This window comes from Synechococcus sp. MU1617, from assembly GCF_020514235.1.
In the GTDB taxonomy this organism is placed as follows: Bacteria; Cyanobacteriota; Cyanobacteriia; order PCC-6307; family Cyanobiaceae; genus Parasynechococcus.
Window position 1 is genome coordinate 118,658 of record NZ_VTLB01000002.1, and the last position, 21,396, is coordinate 140,053.

Annotated in this window: 16 protein-coding genes; 11 read left to right on the forward strand and 5 right to left on the reverse strand. The window is 63.6% G+C overall.

The genetic code is table 11. The annotated features are described in order from the left end of the window. The first annotated feature begins 49 nt into the window (after positions 1-49). A complete protein-coding gene (speA, locus tag FZZ90_RS04525) occupies positions 50-1,978 on the forward strand; it encodes a biosynthetic arginine decarboxylase (protein ID WP_226424567.1) in 1,929 nt (642 codons plus the stop codon). Here the strand turns inward: speA and alaS are convergent. Next, positions 1,969-4,638 carry an alanine--tRNA ligase gene (gene alaS / locus FZZ90_RS04530; protein ID WP_226424568.1) on the reverse strand — a complete coding sequence of 890 codons (2,670 nt, stop codon included), beginning with the start codon at positions 4,636-4,638 and terminating at the stop codon, positions 1,969-1,971. The genes speA and alaS overlap by 10 nt on opposite strands. 25 nt (positions 4,639-4,663) lie before the next feature. Between alaS and FZZ90_RS04535 the strand changes: the two genes are divergently transcribed. From FZZ90_RS04535 to FZZ90_RS04555, 5 genes are all read left to right on the forward strand, one after another. Beyond that, the gene (locus FZZ90_RS04535; protein WP_226424569.1) at positions 4,664-5,080 is read left to right on the forward strand and encodes a hypothetical protein; all 417 of its coding nucleotides are present in this window, start codon (positions 4,664-4,666) and stop codon (positions 5,078-5,080) included. Next, positions 5,077-8,274, forward strand: a complete 3,198-nt coding sequence (locus FZZ90_RS04540; protein ID WP_226424570.1) for a DEAD/DEAH box helicase — start codon at positions 5,077-5,079, stop codon at positions 8,272-8,274. Before FZZ90_RS04535 ends, FZZ90_RS04540 begins: the two co-directional genes overlap by 4 nt. Positions 8,275-8,276: 2 nt before the next feature. Beyond that, positions 8,277-9,164, forward strand: a complete 888-nt coding sequence (locus tag FZZ90_RS04545) for an SWIM zinc finger family protein (RefSeq protein WP_226424571.1) — start codon at positions 8,277-8,279, stop codon at positions 9,162-9,164. 14 nt (positions 9,165-9,178) lie between these two features. Beyond that, positions 9,179-9,658: an MEKHLA domain-containing protein gene (locus FZZ90_RS04550; protein WP_226424572.1), complete on the forward strand. Its 480-nt coding sequence runs from the start codon at positions 9,179-9,181 to the stop codon at positions 9,656-9,658. A 166-nt stretch (positions 9,659-9,824) separates the two neighbouring features. Beyond that, positions 9,825-10,217, forward strand: coding sequence for an Hsp20/alpha crystallin family protein (locus tag FZZ90_RS04555; RefSeq protein ID WP_226424573.1), 393 nt, complete (start codon positions 9,825-9,827; stop codon positions 10,215-10,217). 116 nt (positions 10,218-10,333) lie between these two features. Here the strand turns inward: FZZ90_RS04555 and FZZ90_RS04560 are convergent, their stop codons facing one another. Continuing rightward, entirely contained in the window at positions 10,334-11,629 is a 1,296-nt protein-coding gene (locus tag FZZ90_RS04560) for an NRAMP family divalent metal transporter (protein WP_226425013.1), read from the reverse strand. Between the two features lie 82 nt (positions 11,630-11,711). Between FZZ90_RS04560 and FZZ90_RS04565 the strand changes: the two genes are divergently transcribed. Beyond that, positions 11,712-13,460, forward strand: a complete 1,749-nt coding sequence (locus FZZ90_RS04565) for a diflavin flavoprotein (RefSeq protein WP_226424574.1) — start codon at positions 11,712-11,714, stop codon at positions 13,458-13,460. Here the strand turns inward: FZZ90_RS04565 and FZZ90_RS04570 are convergent. Continuing rightward, positions 13,454-14,554 carry a hypothetical protein gene (locus FZZ90_RS04570; protein WP_226424575.1) on the reverse strand — a complete coding sequence of 367 codons (1,101 nt, stop codon included), beginning with the start codon at positions 14,552-14,554 and terminating at the stop codon, positions 13,454-13,456. The two genes, FZZ90_RS04565 and FZZ90_RS04570, sit on opposite strands and share 7 nt — an antisense overlap. Before the next feature lie 50 nt (positions 14,555-14,604). Here FZZ90_RS04570 and FZZ90_RS04575 point away from each other — a divergent pair, with 50 nt between their 5' ends. The 4 genes from FZZ90_RS04575 (at position 14,605) to FZZ90_RS04590 (ending at position 18,109) form a co-directional block, all read left to right on the forward strand. Continuing rightward, positions 14,605-16,404 (forward strand): diflavin flavoprotein, encoded by a 1,800-nt coding sequence (locus FZZ90_RS04575; protein WP_226424576.1) that lies wholly within the window; start codon positions 14,605-14,607, stop codon positions 16,402-16,404. Between the two features lie 93 nt (positions 16,405-16,497). Further along, positions 16,498-17,211, forward strand: coding sequence for a rubrerythrin family protein (locus tag FZZ90_RS04580; RefSeq protein WP_226424577.1), 714 nt, complete (start codon positions 16,498-16,500; stop codon positions 17,209-17,211). Positions 17,212-17,286: 75 nt separating this feature from the next. Continuing rightward, positions 17,287-17,802, forward strand: coding sequence for an NADPH-dependent FMN reductase (locus FZZ90_RS04585; protein ID WP_226424578.1), 516 nt, complete (start codon positions 17,287-17,289; stop codon positions 17,800-17,802). A gap of 100 nt (positions 17,803-17,902) precedes the next feature. Further along, complete coding sequence (locus FZZ90_RS04590; RefSeq protein WP_011365459.1) at positions 17,903-18,109, forward strand: hypothetical protein; 207 nt, start codon at positions 17,903-17,905, stop codon at positions 18,107-18,109. A gap of 2 nt (positions 18,110-18,111) precedes the next feature. Here the strand turns inward: FZZ90_RS04590 and FZZ90_RS04595 are convergent, their stop codons facing one another. Together FZZ90_RS04595 and gcvP are read right to left on the reverse strand one after the other, a co-directional pair. Then, on the reverse strand, positions 18,112-18,366 hold the full coding sequence (locus FZZ90_RS04595; RefSeq protein WP_226424579.1) for a hypothetical protein: 255 nt from the start codon (positions 18,364-18,366) through the stop codon (positions 18,112-18,114). A gap of 129 nt (positions 18,367-18,495) precedes the next feature. Beyond that, complete coding sequence (gcvP, locus tag FZZ90_RS04600) at positions 18,496-21,309, reverse strand: aminomethyl-transferring glycine dehydrogenase (protein ID WP_370631028.1); 2,814 nt, start codon at positions 21,307-21,309, stop codon at positions 18,496-18,498. Positions 21,310-21,396 lie beyond the last annotated feature (87 nt).

A 21,396-nucleotide genomic window follows, 5' to 3' on the forward strand; every position in this document is an offset into this window, starting at 1 on the left:
ACGCAGGGAATGTCCCTAGATTCCAGTCATCCACTTCATCCAGACGCAGGTGTCAGACAGCGAACACTGGTCGATTCAAGACAGTGCCGCGCTGTATGGCCTTGACCGCTGGGGCGATCCGTACTTCTCCATCAATGGGCGAGGACACATCAGCGTTCAACCCCAAGGGGATCGCGGCGGCAGCCTCGATCTGGTGGATCTGGTGTCGGAGCTGAAAAGCCGCAACCTGGCTCTGCCGCTGCTGATTCGCTTCGACGACATCCTCGAAGACCGCCTGGAGCGGCTCCACGCCGCCTTTGAACGCGCTATCGCGCAATACAGCTACCCCGGCCGGTATCAAGGCGTCTTTCCAGTGAAGTGCAACCAACAACGCCACGTCGTGGAAGAGTTGGTGAGCTGCGGCAAGCGCTGGAACTTCGGGCTTGAGGCGGGCAGCAAAGCAGAGCTGCTGATCGCGCTCTCGCTGCTGGACGACCCCGAGGCCCTGCTGATCTGCAACGGCTACAAGGATCGGCTCTACATCGAGACCGCAATCCTGGCGCGACGCCTGGGACGCCAACCGGTGGTAGTGATCGAACAGCCGGACGAAGTCGACCGGATTATTGAAGCCAGCAGGAGCCTGGGAGCAGCGCCCTACATCGGCGTGCGGGCCAAGCTCTCCAGCCGCAGCACAGGGCGTTGGGGTAGTTCCGTTGGCGACAAGGCCAAATTCGGCCTCTCCATTCCTGAGTTGCTGGCAACGGTGGAGCGGCTGCGGGACAACAACCTGCTTCAAGATCTGCGCCTGCTGCACTTCCACATCGGCAGCCAAATCAACGACATTGCCGTGCTCAAAGACGCTCTCCAAGAGGCGGGGCAGATCTATGTAGAACTCAACCGACTGGGGGCCCCGATGGGTTTCCTGGATGTGGGTGGTGGACTCGGCATCGACTACGACGGCAGCCGCACCGCATCGTCGGCCTCCACAAACTACTCGCTGCAGAACTACGCCAACGACGTTGTGGCCACGGTGCGGGAATGCTGCGAACCCAATGGTGTTGCAGTGCCCACGCTGGTGAGCGAAAGCGGCCGCGCCATTGCCAGCCATTTCTCCCTGCTGGTGTTCGACATTCTTGGCAGCAGCGCACTCCCCGCATCGATTCCCAACGCAAGTGGAGACGAACCACTCACCGTTCGCAACCTGCGGGACACCCTCGCCACCATTCAGGAGTTATCGGCGACGGCGGATGCGCAGTTGGTGCGACTGCAAGAAGCCTGGAATGATGCCCTTAAGTTCAAGCAGGATGCGCTTGCCGCATTCCGGCTCGGGTATATGGGTCTCCCCGACCGCGCCACGGCCGAACAACTGACATGGGCCTGTGCGGATTCCATCGCCCAACGACTGCCCAAGGATCAAGCCATCCCGGAGGAGCTCGCAGCCCTGAGCAAGGCGCTGGCTGGGACCTATTACGCCAACTTGTCGATCTTTCGCTCAGCTCCCGACACCTGGGCCATTGATCAACTGTTTCCGGTGGTGCCCATCCAGAAGCTGGATCAACGGCCGACCCGACTGGCCAACCTCGCCGACCTCACCTGCGATTCAGATGGACGCCTGGATCGCTTCATCGGAGATGGGCAACCCAAACAGTTGCTGGAGCTGCACGAGCTCGACGGCGGCAACCCCTATCTGATCGGCCTGTTCCTCAGCGGGGCTTACCAAGAGGTGATGGGCAATCTGCACAACCTGTTCGGCACAACCAACGCCGTGCATATTCGCCTCAGCCCCGGCGGTAGCTATCGCATTGACCACGTCGTACGTGGTGACACCAATGCCGATGTGCTGGAAGCCATGGAGCACGACCCCCGTGCCTTGCTGGAGCGCTTGCGGGTGGCGGCGGAAGTGGCGATTAACAACGGCCAGCTGCGCATCGACGAGTCACGCCGGCTGCTGGATCACCTCGAAAGCAGCCTGCGACAGACCACGTACCTTCAAGACTGAGCCAACGCTGCCGCCAGCTCGGAGCGAGCGGACTCAAGAGCAGCAGGGAGGGCAGCACCATCGCGTCCCCCGGCCTGGGCCAGGTTCGGACGTCCACCGCCGCCACCGCCGCACTGTTTGGCAATGCCACCGATGAACTTGCCGGCCTGGAGCTTGGCAGCAATCACCTGCTTGCCGAAGGCCGCCACCAGGATCACCTTGCCCATGTCGCCAGGAGCCGGCAGACCGCCGATCACCACGGCCGCACCATCCCCCAGCTGATCCGCCAGGCTCTGGGCCGCACCCTGCAAACCAGCGCCATCCACGCCGTCAAGGCGTTCCACCAGCAGTTGGAAGTCGCCCACGGCCTCGGCCTTAGCGGCCAGAGCGCCGGCCTTCGCCACCGCCAGTTCCGCCTGAGCCGCCGCAAGCGCCTTGCCGGTGGCCTTGAGCTCCTCCTGAAGGGACGCCACACGATCCACGATCTCGGCCGGCTGAGCCTTGAAGCGATCCCCCAGCTGCTTCACCACTGCATCGCGCTCGTTGAGATAGGCGAGCACGGCGGGGCCGGCAACGGCTTCAATCCGGCGGATACCGGCGGCAACGCCACTTTCCGCCACGATCTTGAACAGGCCGATCTCAGCAGTGTTGGCCACGTGGGTACCGCCGCAGAGCTCCATCGACACACCGGGCACGTCGACCACACGCACCACATCGGCGTACTTCTCGCCGAACATCGCCACGGCACCAGCCGCCTTGGCCTGGTCGATCGCCATCTCCTGCACCTGCAGCGCATGGGCCTCGTTGATCCAGCCGTTGATCATGGTTTCAACCTGCTGCAACTGATCCGCCGTCACCGCCGTGGGGCAGTGGAAGTCGAAGCGCAGGCGATCGAAATCCACCAGTGATCCGGCCTGGCCGATGCCTGGATCCACCACCTGCTTGAGCGCTGCCTGCAGCAGGTGGGTAGCCGTGTGATTCGCCTGGGCCCGACGCCGGCAGGCACGGTCCACCTGAGCCTTCACGGTGTCGCCCAAGGCGAGCTCGCCGCGTTCCACCCGGCCGGCATGGACGAAGACATCGCGGCTGCGGCTCACCGACGCAATCCGAACGATCAAATCACTGCCCGCAAGCACCCCGCGATCCCCCACCTGACCGCCGCCTTCTCCGTAAAACGGCGTGGTGTCTAGCACCACTTGAACCGCATCACCCGCCTTGGCGGTGGTGGCTGGTTCGCCGTTCACCACCAGAGCCTGCACGCAGGAGGCCTGGTCGAGGGCTTCATACCCCTGGAAACAGGTGGCCGCCTGATCCACCACCACTTGATCGATCGCATCCTGCAGCGTGAGATCAATGCTCACCGCGGCCGCCTTGGCCCGCTGGCGCTGTTCCTCCATCGCCGCCTCGAACCCATCGAGGTCGACGGCCAGGCCCTGCTCCTCCGCGATCTCCTGGGTGAGCTCAAGCGGGAAGCCGTAGGTGTCGTACAGCTCAAAGGCCTGGGCACCACTGATCTGGGTGGGCTTGGAGGCCAGCACCTCCGCCAGCAACTTCTCGCCGCGCTCGAGGGTCTCGAGGAAGCGGGCTTCCTCCCGCTGGAGCTCGGCCAGGATCACCTCCTGGCGCTCAATCACGCTGGGGTGAGCCCCCTTGAGCAGGGCGATCGCTGCCTCGCCCATGGTGACGAGAAAGGGTTTGTCGATGCCGAGAAGGCGGCCATGGCGCACCACCCGGCGCAGCAGCCGCCGCAGGATGTAGCCGCGGCCCAGGTTGCTGGCGGTGACGCCATCGCAGATCAGCTGCGTCACAGCACGGCTGTGGTCACCGATCACCTTCAACGACGTCTTGCCCTTGTCGTTGAGCTGGTGGTAGTCGACCCCCGCCAGATCCGCGGCCGCCTGGATCAGCGGAAAGATCAGATCGGTTTCGTAGTTGTTGGGAACCTTCTGCAGGATCTGGGCCATCCGCTCGAGGCCCATGCCGGTGTCGATGTTGCGGTTGGCCAGCGGCGTGAGGGTGCCCTCAGCGTCGCGGTTGTACTGCATGAACACCAGGTTGTAGAACTCGATGAAACGGTCGTCGTCCTCGAGATCGATGCCCTCATCCCCGAGCTCGGGTTTGAAGTCGTAATAGATCTCCGAGCAGGGGCCACAGGGGCCGGTTGGGCCGGACGCCCAGAAGTTGTCGGCCTCATCCATGCGGATGATCCGCTTGGGGTTCACCCCCACCACATCGCGCCAGATCTGCTCGGCTTCGTCGTCTTCCCGGAAGACACTCACCACCAGGTTCTTGGGATCGATGCCATAAACAACGGTGCTGAGCTCCCAGGCCCACTCAATCGCCTGCTGCTTGAAGTAGTCCCCGAACGAGAAGTTGCCGAGCATCTCGAAAAAGGTGTGATGCCTGGCCGTGCGCCCCACGTTCTCGATGTCGTTGGTGCGGATGCACTTCTGCGAACTGGTGGCCCGGGGCGCGGGTCGCGCCTGCTGGCCCAGAAAAACCGGCTTAAACGGCAGCATTCCCGCAATGGTGAGCAGCACCGTTGGGTCTTCGGGAATCAACGAAGCGCTGGCCATCCGCTTGTGGCCGCGCTCGGCATAGAAGTTGAGAAAAGCCTCACGGATCTCATCCCCACTGCGCGGTGCAGACGCTGCAGAAGACGACGATGCGGCGGCAACCATGACAGGAAGGGGGGATCCTGCCGTCATGATCGCCTTTGAACCGCCGGCGCCCGTGGCCGTTCCACCCAGTGATCCTGAGATTCGCCAGCGACTGCGGCTGCAGTCGATCGGTTGGGCGCTGGCTGCCGGCATCACCGCAGGCCTGCTGAGCTTGCCCTGGGGCCTGGAAGCGGCCGTGCGTTCCGGCGGTTGCGGGCTCTTTTACGGCCTTCTGGCCTTCCACCTGCAACGGGTGGACCCCGATGACGGGCATCTGCAGGCGGGTCTGGTAGGGGCGGTCTGCGGGTTGCGCAGCCTCGGCATGCCCCTAACCCTTGACAACTGGCAGGTCGATGACCTGGCATCATTACTACTGGAGCTCATTCAGGCCTGGCTGCCGTTGATCGGCAGTGCTCTCCTGCTCCACGGCACCCTTCGCTTCCTGCCCGCGTCGCGGCCATGAGCCTGCTGCACGCCACCTGGCTTCCCGCCATCCGCACCTCCAGCAGTTCCGGCCAACCGGCACTGCTCGTTTGGGCTGACACCTGGCGGGTGGCCACACCGGAAGGCCCAGGCCTCACCCCAGCGCTGCACCCCTTCACCCTCAGCCATGACGACCTCAGGGCCTGGCTGAGTGAACGCGACCTTTTGCCAGGCGGCTGCATCGATGCGACGGCCTGTCTCACCCTGCCGAGCCGCACGGTGAAGCCGCGCAAAAGCCGAGCCAAGAAAGAAGAACCGGCCTCAGAACCACCGGGCTGGACCGGGCTGCCGATGCAAGCCGGCGAACCGATTCCCAAGCAAACCGAATGGTGGCCCTGGCAGGTGCAGGGACTAGCCGTTGAAGCATCGGCAGCCACTGAGTGGTTGTCCCGATTGCCGCTCTCCGGCACCAATCCCGACCTGGCTGACGAACTGCGCTGGTGGAGCCATCTGCAGCGCTGGGCCCTGAGCCTGGTGGCCCGGGGCCGCTGGATTCCCCAAATGGAGCTCAGCAAAGGGGAGGGCTATCCCCATCGGGCCCGTTGGGTGCCGCTGCTCAACCGGGAAGAAGACCGGCGCCGACTCGAGGATCTGGCGGCCAGCCTGCCGCTGGTGGCCACCTGTGCATTGCCCTGGCGGGAACCCCTGGGGCGCCGCAGCAACCGCACCACCCGATTGCGTCCCGAGGCCATGCGAGCCGCCAACCCCGTGGCCAGCTGCCGGCCCCGCAGCGGGCGCCTGCGAGTGGCGACGCTGCTGGAAGACCTGGTGGACGCGCAGCTGCGCAAGGATTTTCAGCCTTCCACCGATGGCCTCGATCCCCTGCTGACCCTCTGGCAGGAAGCCCTGGGATCAGAAACCGGGGTGATCGAGATCGGTGACGAAGAGGCCGAACGCCTGGCCACAGCCAGCCATCACTGGAGAGAGGGCATCGCCGGCGGATTTGCTGCGGCCCGCACCTGCCTGGAACTGCACACCCCACCGGATGGGGAGGATCTCTGGGAACTGCGCTTCGGGCTGCAAGCGGAAGCTGACCCCAGCCTGAAGCTCCCGGCCGCCGCGGCCTGGGCCTCCGGCGCCGAGATGCTGCAACTGGGGGAGATCCAGGTGGATCAACCGGGCGAAGTGCTGCTGGAGGGTCTGGGACGAGCCCTGACGGTGTTCCCACCGATCGAACGAGGCCTAGAGAGCGCCACGCCGGACACGATGCAGCTGACCCCGGCCGAAGCCTTCGTGCTGGTGCGCACGGCCGCTCGTCAGCTGCGGGATGCCGGCGTGGGTGTGGAGCTGCCGCCCAGCCTCTCCGGTGGCCTGGCCAGCCGGCTGGGCCTGTCGATCAAGGCCGAACTTCCAGAGCGATCCCGCGGCTTCACCCTGGGCGAATCTCTGGAGTGGGAGTGGGATCTGATGATCGGCGGGGTGACGCTCACCCTGCGGGAACTGGAGCGTCTGAGCGGCAAGCGCAGCCCCCTGGTGCGCCACAAGGGGGCCTGGATTGAACTGCGGCCCAACGACCTCAAGAACGCCGAACGGTTCTGTGGAGCGAAACCGGAACTGAGCCTCGATGACGCGCTGCGGCTGACGGGAACAGAAGGGGAACTGCTGATGCGGATGCCGGTGCACCGCTTCGATGCCGGCCCGCGGCTGCAATCGGTGCTGGAGCAATACCACCAGCAGAAGGCCCCCGACCCCCTGCCGGCCCCCGAGGGATTCAGTGGCCAGTTGCGGCCCTACCAGGAGCGCGGGCTGGGCTGGCTCGCCTTCCTGCACCGCTTCGACCAAGGGGCCTGCCTGGCCGATGACATGGGACTGGGCAAAACCATTCAGCTGCTGGCGTTTCTGCAGCACCTCAAAGCAGAGCAGGAACTGAAGCGCCCGGTGCTGCTGGTGGCCCCCACCTCGGTGCTCACCAATTGGCGACGGGAAGCGGAATCGTTCACCCCGGAATTGGCGGTGATCGAGCACTACGGCCCGCGCCGCCCCTCCACACCCGTCGAACTCAAGAAAGCGTTGAAGGATGTCGATCTGGTGCTCACCAGCTACGGCTTGCTGCAGCGGGACAGCGAACTGCTGGAAACCCAGGACTGGCAGGGGGTGGTGATTGACGAAGCCCAGGCGATCAAGAACCCCGGCGCCAAGCAGAGCCAGGCCGCCCGAGACCTGGCCCGCCCCGGCCGCAGCAAGAGCAACCGCTTCCGCATCGCCCTGACTGGCACCCCGGTGGAGAACCGGGTGAGTGAACTGTGGGCCTTGATGGACTTTCTCAATCCCAAGGTGCTGGGGGAAGAGGACTTCTTCCGCCAGCGCTACCGAATGCCAATCGAGCGCTACGGCGATATGTCGTCCCTACGGGATCTCAAAGGCCGCGTGGGTCCGTTCATCCTGCGCCGGCTGAAGACCGACAAAACGATCATTTCCGACCTGCCGGAGAAGGTAGAGCTAAGCGAATGGGTGGGGCTGAGCAAGGAGCAGAAATCCCTTTACAGCAAGACCGTGGAAGACACACTCGATGCCATTGCGCGGGCGCCGCGCGGACAGCGCCACGGTCAAGTGCTGGCCCTACTCACCCGGCTGAAACAGATCTGCAACCATCCCGCCCTCGCCCTGAGCGAAGGGGCGGTGGACGATGGCTTCCTGGGCCGTTCGGCCAAGCTGCAGCGGCTGGAAGAAATTCTCGATGAGGTGATCGAAGCAGGCGATCGGGCCCTGCTGTTCACCCAGTTCGCCGAATGGGGGCATCTGCTGCAGGCTTGGATGCAGCAGCGCTGGAAATCAGAAGTGCCCTTCCTGCATGGCGGCACACGCAAGAGCGAACGCCAGGCAATGGTGGATCGCTTCCAGGAAGATCCCCGCGGTCCGCAGCTGTTCCTGCTCTCGCTCAAGGCCGGTGGTGTGGGCCTCAACCTCACCCGGGCCAGCCACGTCTTCCACATCGACCGCTGGTGGAACCCGGCCGTGGAAAACCAGGCCACCGACAGGGCTTATCGGATTGGCCAGACCAACCGTGTGATGGTGCACAAATTCATCACCAGCGGCTCGGTGGAGGAAAAGATCGATCGCATGATCCGGGAGAAATCACGCCTGGCCGAGGATGTGATCGGCTCCGGGGAGGATTGGCTGGGAAGCCTCGGTGGCGATCAATTGCGCAATCTCGTCGCCTTAGAGGACACCTGACCATGACCATGAGCAACGGCAACACCAACAGCATCACCGCCATCGGCGACGACGGCCTGGGCCAACAGCCCTGGTGGGTGGAGCAATGGATGGAGCTGATCAACGGCTACCGCTTCAAAAAACGGTTGGAGCGGGCCTGGGGCTACGCCCGCGAAGGCCATGTGACCTCGATCCGCTTTGAAGGCCGCCGCGTTCACGCCCGCGTCCAGGGCACTGATGAAGCGCCCTACAAGGTGAAGCTCTGGCTGGATGTGCTCAACGATGAGGACTGGGGCTATGTGTTGGAAGCCCTGACCCAGAAAGCCCGCTGGTCGGCCCAGCTGCTGGCGGGGATCATGCCCTCCGACATCGAGCGGGCCTTCGCCGCCAGCGGCAAACGTCTGTTCCCGTTCAAGTTGCAGGAAGTGCGCAGCGAGTGCAGCTGCCCCGACAAAGCCAACCCCTGCAAACACATCAGCGCGGTGTATTTCCTGATGGGAGATCGCTTCAGTGAAGATCCCTTCGTGCTGTTCCAACTGCGGGGCCGCAACCGAGCTCGGCTGCTGGAAGACCTGGCGGAACATCGGCGCAAGGCCCTGGCGGAGCGGGCGGCGGCAGCCAAAGATGAGAAAAAAGTCAGCACACCGCAAGAGGCGACACCGCTGCCGCCCCATGCGGCCGTGCAGGACCCGGCCCTGTGGTGGCGCTACAACCGCAGCCTCGATGGCGACCTGGTCGTGATCACCCCAGCGATGGAGGGCGACACGGGCCTCGATGCCGCCGGAGAGCTGCCGCTTGCGGAAGACCCGCGCTTTGTAGAGGCCCGAAGCACCTTCCTGAACAACCTCAAGGCCCATGGCCAGGCCAGTGCCCAGAAGGCGATGCTGCAGGCCATGGCAGCCGGCAGCTGAAGCGGAGCAGAGCCATGGCCAGCGAAGCCGCCTGGCTCACCACCAAAAAACAAGAGCTCACAGGATTGCTGCTGCAATCGCATCAACGGGCCTTCAGCAGGCCGCTGATCGCTTCCGCCCAACCGGGCTGCTCAAAGCGGCTGATCTGCCAGAACCTGTTCGCCTGCGGCTTTCCGGTGCTGGCCCACGGCACGGAGCAGGATCCCAAGCTCAGTTACGCCAACGCTGCGGCCCTGCAGCTGTGGGACAGCCGCTGGGATGAACTGATCGGCATGCCCTCGCGGCTCACCGCACCGGACAGCGAACGGGCTGAACGCAGCAGCGCCCTCGGCCAGGCCAAACGCCTCGATGCAGTGCAGAACTATCGCGGCATTCGCATCAGCCGCAAAGGGCGGCGATTCATGATCAACAAGGCCCGGATCTGGACCCTTTGGAATGCAGAAGAGCAGGTCTGCGGCCAGGCGGCCTGCTTCAGCGACTGGTGGTGGCTTTAAGGAGATTCGGTTTCAACACCATCCCTGTGGTGCCAGCCGAACCTGGTGGTAGAGACCGAATCAAAACGGACGGTTCTCACACTTCTGGTTCTCATCCAAGCGGCGCAGATTGTGATGGCGGGCGATCAACCCAGTCCGCAGATGTTCATTCTTCGGAGCCACCATCATGCTGACCCTTCGCCAATCCCCCTTCGAGCTGTTCGAGCGTCTCGAGCAGCAACTGGCCACCGCCGAACGCGTTCCCAACGCTGAAATCCGCGAGACCGAAACCGGCTACACCGTGCAGCTGGAACTGCCCGGGGTGGACCGGGACTCGATCGACGTCAAGGTCACCGATCGCAACCTGGTGATCAGCGCCGAACGACCTGCGAACAACAGCGACGACACCGAAGCACCTCTGCTGAGCGAATTCCGCAGCGGCACCTGGAGCCGCAGCTTCCGTTTCCCCCACAGCCTTGATCGCGACCAGCTCAAGGCCAGCTATCGGGACGGCATTCTTGAAATCAACGCCGGTAAGGCTGTGGAGCACACCAGCGTTTCTGTGAAGGTCGAGAGCTGATCAGGTAACGAGCACTGACCAGCCTTGGGCTGGACAAGCCCAACCCACCAAGACGAGAAGAACGGAAGCCCAACCCCTGCCGATGGCAGGGGTTTTTTGTTGAAGCCAAGGCGGAATCAGCCGCCAAGGCCAAGGAAGAAGCGGCCGATGAACAGCAGGCTGAAGCCACTGAAAAACACCAGGCCAAACCAGCAGAAGGCCTGGGTAAGTCGCCCATAACGGTGCTCCAACGGAACCAAGGGGCTGTTGATCGTGTCCATCGCCATCCAGGCGAACAAAGGAGCGGTGAGGAAACTGCCGGTCATCGCCCCGAACACGAAATCCTTCACCCCAATACCGCCGGTCTTGGCCACCACCAACGCCAGCACAGCCGCCAGAAAGTGCACGATGACCCAGATATCGAAGCGACGCTGCATGGGCCCCGGCGCTGAATCACCACTGTCGTGATGACGCAGCAAGCCCTGGATCGCGGCAATGCTGCGGGGGTAGGCATCCAGGCAGGTGAGGGTGGTGCTGAACATGGCTGAGAAGGCCGCCGGGATAATCACCCAGGCCGCCCAACCACCCATGGCAGCGGTGTAGAGCTTGATCAGCTTCTGGGCGAAAGACACACCACTGCCGGCCAGCATTCCGTCACCGCTGCCGTACATCGTGTAGGCACCCAGGATCACGAAGAACATCGCCGTCACCACCGTGACGCCGTAGCCGAGGTTGAAATCGAACTCGGCCTCCTTCGGCGTTGCGGTGTGGTCGGTGTCGCGCGCGCGAGAAAACATCCACAACGATGGCCACACGCACATCTCCACCGGTCCGGGCATCCAGCCCATCAGGGGAATCAGGAAGGCCAGGTTGGCCAGGGTCCAGGGGCTGGGATCAGTGCTGACCCAACTCGCCGCCACATCCCCGACAGGGCCGCGGATCAGCAGCGATGCGGCCGCGACCCCCGTGAGCAGGGTGAGCAGCACCACCAACAATTTGGAGAGACGGTCGAGCGCCCGGTAGTGCCCCAACAGCAGCACCAGGCCACTCACCACCAGCACGGCGATGGACAGTCCGTAGGGGTCCAGTCCCGCCAGCAGAGGAATGTTGGTGAGCAGCAGCCCCGCCACAAAGCTCACCGCCGCAATGGTGAAGGTCCCCGTCACCAGGCTCACCACCAGATAAAGCGGCAGGTAAAGGGAATTGCGTTTCTGGAAACCCTCCAGCAGCGACAGTCCGGTGGCCGCTGTGAAGCGGGTGCCCACACGCAGGAACGGGTACTTGATCAGATTGGTCAGCAGGATCAGGCCCACCAGGGCAAAGCCGAAACGGGCTCCCGCCGTGGTGGACGACATCAAATGGGATCCACCGATGCAGGCACCCGCCAGGAGGATGCCTGGTCCAATGCTGCGTCGCAGCGTCGATGACGCCATCACAAGGTTGCGGTTGCAACCAGTCTCCGCCGCCTTCCCCCGCTGAATCTCCGTAGAGTCGACTTCCGTCACGGTCGGTTTCATGGTCGTTGCTCCCGCTGCTCCGAAGCTGTCGCTGCAGTGCGAAGCCATCGCTGCCGACACCACCACGATTCGCTCCCTCGACTGGGACCGCAGCCGCTTCGACATCGAATTCGGCCTGCGCAACGGCACCACTTACAACGCTTTTCTGGTGCGGGGAGAACGCACCGCCCTGATCGACACCAGCCACGCCAAGTTCCGCGATACCTGGATCCCCCTGCTCAAGGAGCAGATCGATCCAACCGCGATCGATGTGTTGATCGTGAGCCACACCGAACCCGACCACTCCGGTTTGATCGGTGACCTGATCGATCTCAATCCCGAGATCGAAATCGTGGGCTCAAAGGTGGCGCTGCAATTCCTGCAGGACCAGGTCCACAGGCCGTTCAAATCCCGTGCGGTGAAGTCCGGCGAGGAACTGGATCTCGGCACCAACCCCGACAGCGGCATCCAGCACCGCTTCGAATTCCTCAGTGCTCCGAACCTGCACTGGCCGGACACGATCTTTTCCTTTGATCACGGCACAGGCATCCTCTACACCTGCGACGCCTTCGGTCTGCACTACTGCTCCGACGACGTCTTCGATGCCGATCCCGGCGCCATCGCTCCTGATTTCCGCTTCTACTACGACTGCCTAATGGGCCCCAATGCCCGCAGCGTGCTGCAGGCCCTCAAGCGCATGGATGGCCTGCCCGAGATCAACACCATTGCGGTGGGTCATGGACCGCTGTTGCGGCATCACCTCAGCCACTGGATCAGCGACTACCGCGAGTGGAGCGGCCAGCGCAGCAAGGGCGAGAGCTATGCCGCCGTCTGTTACCTCAGCCAGTACGGCTTCTCAGATCGGATCAGCCAGGCGATCGCCCACGGCATCGGCAAAGCGGATGCCCAGGTGCAGCTGGTGGATCTACGGGCCACCGACCCCCAGGAACTCACCGCCCTGATCGGTGATGCCAAGGCTGTTGTGGTGCCGACCTGGCCCGCGGCACCGGAGCCGGATCTCCAAGCCTCCATCGGAACTCTGCTCGCAGCTCTGCATCCCAAGCAACTTGTGGGGGTTTATGACGCCTTCGGCGGCAACGACGAACCGATCGATGCCGTCGCCGATCAACTGCGCAGCCAGGGGCAGAAACAAGCCTTCAACCCGCTGCGGATCAAACAGCTGCCCCAGGGCAGCGACTACCAACGCTGTGAGGAGTCCGGCACTGACCTCGGTCAGCTGCTGACCAAAGAGAAGACGATCGCGGCGATGAAAAGCCTCGATGGCGACCTCGACAAAGCCCTTGGTCGCATCAGCGGTGGTCTCTATGTGGTGACTGCCAGCCAAGGGGAAGGCGAATCGCAGCGCCGCAGCGCCATGGTGGCCAGCTGGGTGAGCCAGGCCAGCTTCACCCCACCGGGCCTCACCATCGCCGTCGCCAAAGACCGTGCGATCGAAGCCCTGATGCAGGTGGGAGATCGATTCGTACTGAACGTTCTACGGCAAGACAACCATCAGGAACTGATGCGTCATTTCCTCAAGCGCTTCCCCCCCGGTGCCGATCGTTTTGCTGGGGTGAACGTGCTGGAGGGGACCGCCGATGGCGGCCCGGTGCTCGCCGATGCTCTGGCGTTTCTGAGCTGCCGTGTGGAGCAACGGATGGAGGGCCCCGACCACTGGATCATCTATGCCGTTGTGGAACAGGGCAACGTGGCCGATGCCGAGGCCAGCACGGCAGTGCATCACCGCAAGGTGGGCAACCACTACTGAGCTTTCAGCTGATCCAGAGCATCCAGCAGGTTGCTCAGCAGGGCGCCCACGTGCTGGCTCCTCCGCCATTCACGACGGTTGAGCCAAGGATCTGAGAAGCGGCGCCACCAACCCGGCTCCGCCGGCTTGCAGTGGCCAACAGCTCGGTGATGGGGCGCGAGGAACACCGCTGCAGCCAAGAGATTGGTGCCAAAACCCAACACGGGCCAAGGTTCACTCCCTTCACCAGACCATCCGCACAAAAGACGCACCTCCAGAGGTTCATCGGCGGAGAGCAGCTCCCAGGATCTGCCTGGCCGCAGCGAAGCCAACAGCCGATCGACCAAGCCATGGTGTGTTTTGTTCTTGGGATGGGCTTGGACCCGCAACGGCGCATTGGCGGGAAAAGGTCGTAGCGCGGCACAGATGGCGCGCTTGAAATAGGTCTGGTTCTCGATCCCTGGCGCCCGGCGCCAGCCAAACGATCGACCCAAGAGCCGCCAGCGCATGTGCCATTTAGGCACTCTCAAATAGGGGAAGCAGAGCAGCACTCCCGCTGTCTGCGGCCCGAAGGTCGCTTCGGCATCGACGAAAGCGCTCCGAAAACTGGCGCAGATGTTGAGCATCTCCCGAAGCCGCAACGGCTCCACCGGACGATCGAACGGCACCAGCGGATCCAAACGGACCGAAGCCATGACTTGAGAACGACGCACCAACTCGAGCACCCTGATCCGTTTGCGCTGTGCTTTCTCTGAATACAGGCGTGTTTCCACCCCAATCGATTCCCCCAGCTCCACCACCTCTGGAGCCTGATACGTGCGCAGCATCTGCTGGCCTTCGCGATCGTCCAACCGCGGCAGCAGCAACAGGCTGCACGCCCGTTGCTCAGGCTCGATCAACACACTGCCCCCAGCGATGAACCGACAGTGATGTCCATCCCGGGCCGCAAGATCCTGCAGCAGCGGCTGGAAGGCTGGGACCGAATGGCTGAGGTCGTCGCGATAGAGCGATACGACCTCCAGCTGGGTGCCCCGGATCCCTCTCCAGCGCAGATAGGCCAGTGCCGAAAGGGTGGTGATCAGCTGGGAGGAGAGAACAACAACGCTCTGCGCCACAGCCCTTCTGCTCCCATCAACAACGCGCCTACATTCAACTGGCTTCGAAGATGAGCGTGACCAGCACCGCAACCACGCGTCGCACGATCCAGCTGCCGATCGACGATGGGGTCGTTGGTCTGCGCGGTCTGAGCCCTCAACGGCACCGCTTCGAACTGGAGTACGCCCTGGAGCGGGGCAGCACCGCCAACAGTGTGTTGTTCGAGGCCGGAGATGGCGCCCCTGCCGTGCTGGTCCACCCCCCTGGGGTGGCGTACAGCGCGGCCTTTCTGCCGGTGCTTGCCGAAGCCCTGCCCAGCAGCGAAGCTTTGCTGGTGGTTGTGGGCCACGTGAACCCCAACCGCGTTGCCCTGCTGCGGGATCTGGCGGAGGCCTATGTCGGCCTGGAACTGATCGTCTCCAACCCCGGCGCCAAGCTGATCGAGGAGCTGTGGAGCCAACGCAAGCCGGCCCCTCCCGGTGAGACGAGCGAGCAACCACCACTGCCGGACCTGCCGCCACTACGGGTCATCCGCCAGGAGCAAACGCTTCCCCTCAGCCATCAGCGCAGCCTGATGCTGCTGCCGGCCCCAACCCCCCGCTGGCCAGGCGGATTGCTGGCCTTCGAGGAAAGCCTGGGCCTGCTGATGAGCGACAAGTTCTTCAGTGCTCACCTCTGCACGGACAGCTGGGCCGAAAGCAACCGCAGCAGCACCGAAGAAGAGCGCCGTCACTTCTATGACTGCCTGATGGCCCCCATGGCCCGCCAGGTGGATGCCCTGGTGGAACGGCTCGAAGAGCTCGACATCCGCACCATCGCACCGGGCCATGGGCCGGCGATCGAAGCCAGTTGGCGCAGCCTGCTGAATGACTACCGCCGCTGGGGCGAAGGCCAGCAGAACGCCAGCCTGACGGTGGCCCTGCTATTCGCCAGCGCCTATGGCAACACCGCAGCCATTGCAGATGCCCTGGCCCGCGGGGTCAGCCGCACCGGCATCCGGGTGAGCAGCTTGAACTGCGAATTCACCCCCGCCGATGAACTGGTGAGCACGATCCAGCAGGCCGACGCCGTCTTGATCGGCTCACCAACCCTGGGGGGCCATGCCCCCACACCGATCGTCTCGGCCTTGGGCACCCTGTTGGCGGAAGGGGATCGCAGCAAGCCCGTGGGGGTGTTCGGCAGCTTCGGCTGGAGCGGTGAAGCGGTGGATCTACTGGAAACAAAGCTGCGGGATGGCGGCTTCAGCTTTGGCTTCGAGCCGATCCGGGTGAAGTTCAGTCCGGATGCCGCGCGGGTGAAGGAGCTGGAGGAAACGGGCACCCGTTTCGCCCGCCAGCTGCTGCAAAGCCAGAAACGGGCGCAACGGCGCAGTGCGGGGGGCTTGAGCGAAAGCCGGAGCGATCCAGCCGTGCTGGCGCTGGGCCGTGTGATCGGCTCTCTCTGCGTGCTCACAACACGCAAAGCCGATCTGAGCGGCGCCATGGTGGCGAGCTGGGTGAGCCAGGCCAGCTTCAATCCCCCCGGCATCACCGTGGCAGTAGCTAAGGACCGTGCCGTGGAAGCGCTGCTGCATAAGGGCGATCGCTTCGCCTTGAACGTGCTGGCCGAAGGGCGCGAAACCACCCTGATGAAGCAGTTCCTGCAACCGTTTGAACCCGGTGCCGATCGCTTTGCAGGCCTTGAGCTGGAGACCAGCCCCGCCGAACAACCGTTGCTGCCGGATGCCCTGGCCTGGCTGGACGGCAAGGTGAGCCAGCGGATGGAATGCGGCGACCACTGGCTGATCTACGCCGAAGTGGATCACGGCGGCGTGCTGGATGCGGAGGGCAGCACCGCGGTGCACCAACGCCGCAGCGGCGCCAACTACTGAGCTAGCAGCCTGAGCCGGCAACCCGAACCCCTGGCTAACTCATACCCACTATGAGTTAGGGCTAGGCTGATGGAACGATCCCTCGTGCCATCGATGGACATTTCCAAGCCTTCCACCCACGCCAACCTCGAGGCCGCTTTCGGCGGCGAGAGCATGGCCAACCGCAAATACCTTTTCTTTTCAGAGGTGGCCAAACAACTCGGCCATAAAGACCTGGCCAAGCTGTTTCGCGACACCGCAGCGCAGGAAACGGAGCACGCCTTTGCCCACTTCCGCCTGCTGCATCCTGAACTGGTGGTCAGCCAGCCCAACCAGCTCAGCGACGACGAAAAGCAAGCCATCCTGAGCCGCTGCCTGGCACTGGCGATCGAAGGCGAAACCTATGAGTACACAACGATGTATCCGGAGTTCGCCGCCCAGGCCAGGCAGGACCGGGACAGTGGAGCCGAAGCGGAATTCGCCGAGCAAAGCAGCGAGTCCAAAGAGCATGCCGGCCAATTCCGCACCGCCGCCAAGAACTTCGGCCTGCTGACCCCAATCGAACAGCATCACGCCGAAACCTATGGCGTTGCCCTCGAGGCCCTGCAAGGCAAGGGCAGCGCAGGCCAAGCCGATCAACCGATCCCGGGCAAGTGGATCTGCAAGGTGTGCTCAGTGATCTACGACCCCGCCGAGGGGGATCCAGATTCCGGCATCGCCGCAGGCACCCCGTTTGAGGCGATTCCCGACGATTGGCAGTGCCCGATCTGTGGCGCCCGCAAAGCCAGCTTCGTTCCTTATCGCGAAGCCGAGTTAAAAGCGGCCTGACGCCCCGGCAGTTGAAGGGTCTCGTTGTGAAAACAGACGAGACCTTGCACGATTCCATCAAGAGCCATCGTCTCCATGCCCCCTGATCTCATTGTTCTGACAGCGAGCAATGGCGAGAACCTCAAGCTGGCGGAACGCTTCGTGCAGGCCGCTGCGGCTCAAAACGCCAGCGCCGAACTGATCGACCTCACGCAGCTCAACCTGCCTTTGTTCACGCCGCGCGTGAAGGCAGAAGGGCCAGGTCCTGACCTGGCGGGCCTGCACGACCAGCTGCACCGAGCAGCACGCTGGGTGATCTGCGCCCCGGAATACAACGGCTCGATTCCGCCGTCGCTCACCAATGCCATTGCCTGGCTCTCGGTGACGGACGACGACTTCCGATCCCTGTTCAACGGGCGGCCAATTGCCATGGCCACCTTCTCCGGAGGTGGAGGCATGGAACTGCTGGTGTCGCTGCGCATCCAGCTCACCCACCTCGGGGCTCAGGTGGTGGGACGTCAGCTGCTGAGCAACCACACCAAACCAGCGCAGGACGACAGCATCCGCGACCTGGTGCAGCGGCTGCTGCAGATGTCACTGCTCGAGCTCTGACCCTGGCGTAAAGCAAACCGGAAAAGATCTGGTGCAAGCGCGAGACACCAGATCTTGTGCCCTGAAATGACGGAGTCACTTACAAACAATCCCTAGAGCGATGGGATTCATGAACGGCCAAGAGGCCTCGGTTCGGTACCGCGGCTTTCTTTTGATGCCTCAAACCAACCGGAGCTGGCTGGTGCGGCCGGAACGCAGCCCAATGCGATTGCTGCCATTCCGTACACCAACTTGCTCACTGGCTGACGTCAAAGCTCTGCTGGACTGGCGTCTTGCCCAGGAAGAATCTGAAATCGGCGTGGCCTGAACTCAGGCCGCTGCTGGTGGTGGGGTGGGATCGCCAACCGGTTGAAAAGGAATCACCAAGGTGGCCCAATGATCGGGCCGCTCCGGGCGGCTGCGACGGGAACGGCGGGTACCGAAGGGAACCCGAATCACATTGGTTCCTTCAATTGACAAGGTATGGCCGCGATTGAAGGCCGATTCCAGTCCATCCGGAAGTTGAGGAAGGGCAGGCCCTTCAATGCTGCTGAGCGCAGATTTCTTGTTGTTGTTCCGATCCATGGTGTCCCCCGACAGACGAATCAGTTGTGGAAGAGTTTGACCGAACTCGCAAGGGCGATGAACGGAATCAAACCAATTTTTCCGTTTTCAGTGAAAATTTACACGCTCTGAACCCCTTACACCAGGGCTTCAAGCCGCCACTGCCACCGCTTCCACCGAAGGACAGGTGCATACAAGGTTGCGATCACCAAAGGCGTTGTCAATCCGAGCCACGGCGGGCCAGACCTTGCTCTCCTGCTGCCCCTCCATCGGGAAGGCGGCCTGCTGACGGCTGTAGGGACGGTCCCATTGATCCGCTGTGACGGCAGCCAGGGTGTGCGGAGCACGCTTGAGCGGGTTGTTCTGAGGATCGCTGGAGCCGGTTTCAATGGCGCGAATCTCCTCGCGGATCGCCACAAGGGCATCGGCAAAACGATCCAGCTCCGCCAAGCTTTCGCTTTCGGTGGGCTCCACCATCACCGTTCCCGCCACCGGCCAGCTGACGGTGGGCGCGTGGAAGCCGTAGTCCATCAAACGCTTGGCGATGTCATCCACATCGATCCCCGCATCCCGTTTGAGCGGGCGCAGGTCGAGGATGCATTCATGGGCCACCCGCCCGGTGCTGCCTCGGAACAGCACGGGGTACGAAGCGTCGAGCCGATGGGCGAGGTAGTTGGCCGACAACAGCGCCACAGCACTGGCCTGCCGCAGGGCCTCCGCCCCCATCATCCGCAGGTACATCCAGCTGATCGGCAGGATGCTGGCGCTGCCGAGCGCTGCTGCGGACACAGGGCCGATGGCCGATGAGGCACCTGCCTGCAAGGGATGCCCCGGCAGGAAGGGGGCCAGATGCGCGGCCACACCAATCGGCCCCACTCCAGGACCACCGCCTCCATGGGGAATGCAGAAAGTCTTGTGCAGGTTGAGGTGGCAGACATCGGCACCGAAAGCTCCGGGACGGCACAGCCCCACCTGGGCATTGAGGTTGGCCCCATCGAGATACACCTGACCACCGTGCTGATGCACCACCGAGCAGATCTCACGGATGCCGGTCTCGAACACGCCGTGGGTGGAGGGGTAGGTGACCATCAGCGCCGCCAACCGGTCGGCGTGCTGGGCAGCCTTGGCCGCCAGATCCTGCTGATCGATGTTGCCCTCGTTATCGCAGGCCACGGCGACCACCTTGAGGCCGGCCATCACGGCACTGGCGGGATTGGTTCCATGGGCGCTGGTGGGGATCAGACAGATGTCGCGATGGGCCTCACCGCGGGAGCGATGCCAGGCGCGAATCACCAGCAGCCCTGCGTATTCCCCCTGGGAACCGGCATTGGGCTGCAACGACACGGCGGCAAATCCCGTCAGGGCAGCCAGCCATTGCTCCAGATCATCAGCCAGACGGCGATAGCCCTGGGCCTGATCGGCTGGGGCAAAGGGATGCAACGCCGCGAACGCAGGCCAGCTCACCGGCTGCAGCTCAGCGGCGGCATTGAGCTTCATGGTGCAACTGCCCAACGGGATCATCCCGTGCACCAGCGACAGATCACGGCTCACCAACCGCTGGATGTAGCGCATCAGCTCTGATTCGCTGCGGTACTGGTGAAAGACCGGCTGGCTCAGCCAGGGTTGGCTGCGTGACGGCAGGGAGAGGGACGGGGGCTGCTCAGCCTCAAGCTCCGGCAGCGCCTGGCCGCAAGCCTCAGCCAGCAGTGCGAGGAGAGCTTGCAGCTCCCGTTGATCCGAGAGCTCATCCAGGCTGATGCCGAATCCGGTGGCGTCCGCCGTCGCTGCGCCATCGGGCAGGACCCGCAGATTGAAACCTGCCGCTGCTGCAGCGCGGTGCACAGCCGGTGCCGACGCACAGCGCACGGTGACGGTGTCGAAGCGATCGGCGACCTCCAGCGGATAGCCAAGGGCTCGCAGGCCCTGCTCCAGCTGGCAGCGCAGGCCAACAATGCGCTGGGCGATGGCCTGCAAACCATCGGGCCCGTGATGCACCGCATAAAACGAGGCCATCACAGCGAGCAGCACCTGGGCCGTGCAGATGTTGCTGGTGGCCTTGTCGCGACGGATGTGCTGCTCACGGGTTTGCAGCGCCAAGCGCAGGGCCGAGCGACCTTCTGCATCTTTGGATTGCCCCACCAAACGGCCGGGGATCTGGCGCTTGTAGGTCTCAACCGTGGCGAAGAAGGCGGCATGGGGGCCACCGAAACCCATCGGCACTCCCAGGCGTTGGGCGCTGCCCACGGCTATGTCAGCCCCCAGGGATCCCACGGGCGCCATCAGGGTCTGCGCCAGAGGATCGATGGCCACGGTGGCCAAGGCACCGGCAGCATGGGCCGCGTCGATCACGGCTGATGGATCCCAGAGGCATCCATCGGCGCCGGGCAACTGAAGTAACACTCCGAACACGGACGCATCAATCGGGGCCGTGGCCGGGTCGATCCGCTCAAGGCTGATGCCAAGGGGTTCGGCGCGGGTCTGCAGCACCGCCCAGGTTTGTGGCAGCACATTCGCGTCCACCAAAAACCGGGTCGCCTCAGGGCGACGGCACACCCCGAAGCTGAGGCTCATGGCCTCCGCAACTGCGGTGGCTTCATCCAGCAGCGACGCGTTGGCGATCGGCAAGCCCGTGAGCTCACTGATCAGGGTTTGAAAGTTGAGCAGGGCCTCCAAGCGACCCTGGGCGATTTCCGCCTGATATGGGGTGTAGGCGGTGTACCAGGCCGGATTCTCAAAAACGTGGCGCTGGATCAGGGCCGGGGTTGCTGTGCCGTAGTAACCCAGCCCGATCAAGGAGCGGCGCAGCGTGTTGGTCTCGCTCAACTGCTTCAGCTGCCGCAAGGCCTCCGCCTCCCCACAGCCCTCCGGCAAAGCTTCGACCGGCGGTGCTGGGTCGAGGATGTCGGCGGGCACGACATCAGCGACGAACTCCTTCAGATCGCTGTAGCCAAGGGCATTCAGCATGCGGACTTGTTCAGCCTCGCTCGGGCCGATGTGCCGCTGCGAAAAAGGAGAAATCAACGTCGAATGCAGCAGCCCACGCGGTGATCG

Coding starts and splice junctions, on each gene's coding strand:
- FZZ90_RS04535 (WP_226424569.1), top strand. CDS start 4,664: ATGATCGCCTTTGAACCGCCGGCGCCCGTGGCCGTTCCACCCAGTGAT.
- FZZ90_RS04595 (WP_226424579.1), bottom strand. CDS start 18,366: ATGGATCGGAACAACAACAAGAAATCTGCGCTCAGCAGCATTGAAGGG.
- FZZ90_RS04575 (WP_226424576.1), top strand. CDS start 14,605: ATGAGCGTGACCAGCACCGCAACCACGCGTCGCACGATCCAGCTGCCG.
- FZZ90_RS04555 (WP_226424573.1), top strand. CDS start 9,825: ATGCTGACCCTTCGCCAATCCCCCTTCGAGCTGTTCGAGCGTCTCGAG.
- FZZ90_RS04550 (WP_226424572.1), top strand. CDS start 9,179: ATGGCCAGCGAAGCCGCCTGGCTCACCACCAAAAAACAAGAGCTCACA.
- FZZ90_RS04565 (WP_226424574.1), top strand. CDS start 11,712: ATGGTCGTTGCTCCCGCTGCTCCGAAGCTGTCGCTGCAGTGCGAAGCC.
- FZZ90_RS04580 (WP_226424577.1), top strand. CDS start 16,498: ATGGACATTTCCAAGCCTTCCACCCACGCCAACCTCGAGGCCGCTTTC.
- alaS (WP_226424568.1), bottom strand. CDS start 4,638: ATGGTTGCCGCCGCATCGTCGTCTTCTGCAGCGTCTGCACCGCGCAGT.
- gcvP (WP_370631028.1), bottom strand. CDS start 21,309: ATGCTGAATGCCCTTGGCTACAGCGATCTGAAGGAGTTCGTCGCTGAT.
- FZZ90_RS04590 (WP_011365459.1), top strand. CDS start 17,903: ATGGGATTCATGAACGGCCAAGAGGCCTCGGTTCGGTACCGCGGCTTT.
- FZZ90_RS04540 (WP_226424570.1), top strand. CDS start 5,077: ATGAGCCTGCTGCACGCCACCTGGCTTCCCGCCATCCGCACCTCCAGC.
- FZZ90_RS04585 (WP_226424578.1), top strand. CDS start 17,287: ATGCCCCCTGATCTCATTGTTCTGACAGCGAGCAATGGCGAGAACCTC.
- FZZ90_RS04560 (WP_226425013.1), bottom strand. CDS start 11,629: ATGGCGTCATCGACGCTGCGACGCAGCATTGGACCAGGCATCCTCCTG.
- FZZ90_RS04545 (WP_226424571.1), top strand. CDS start 8,277: ATGACCATGAGCAACGGCAACACCAACAGCATCACCGCCATCGGCGAC.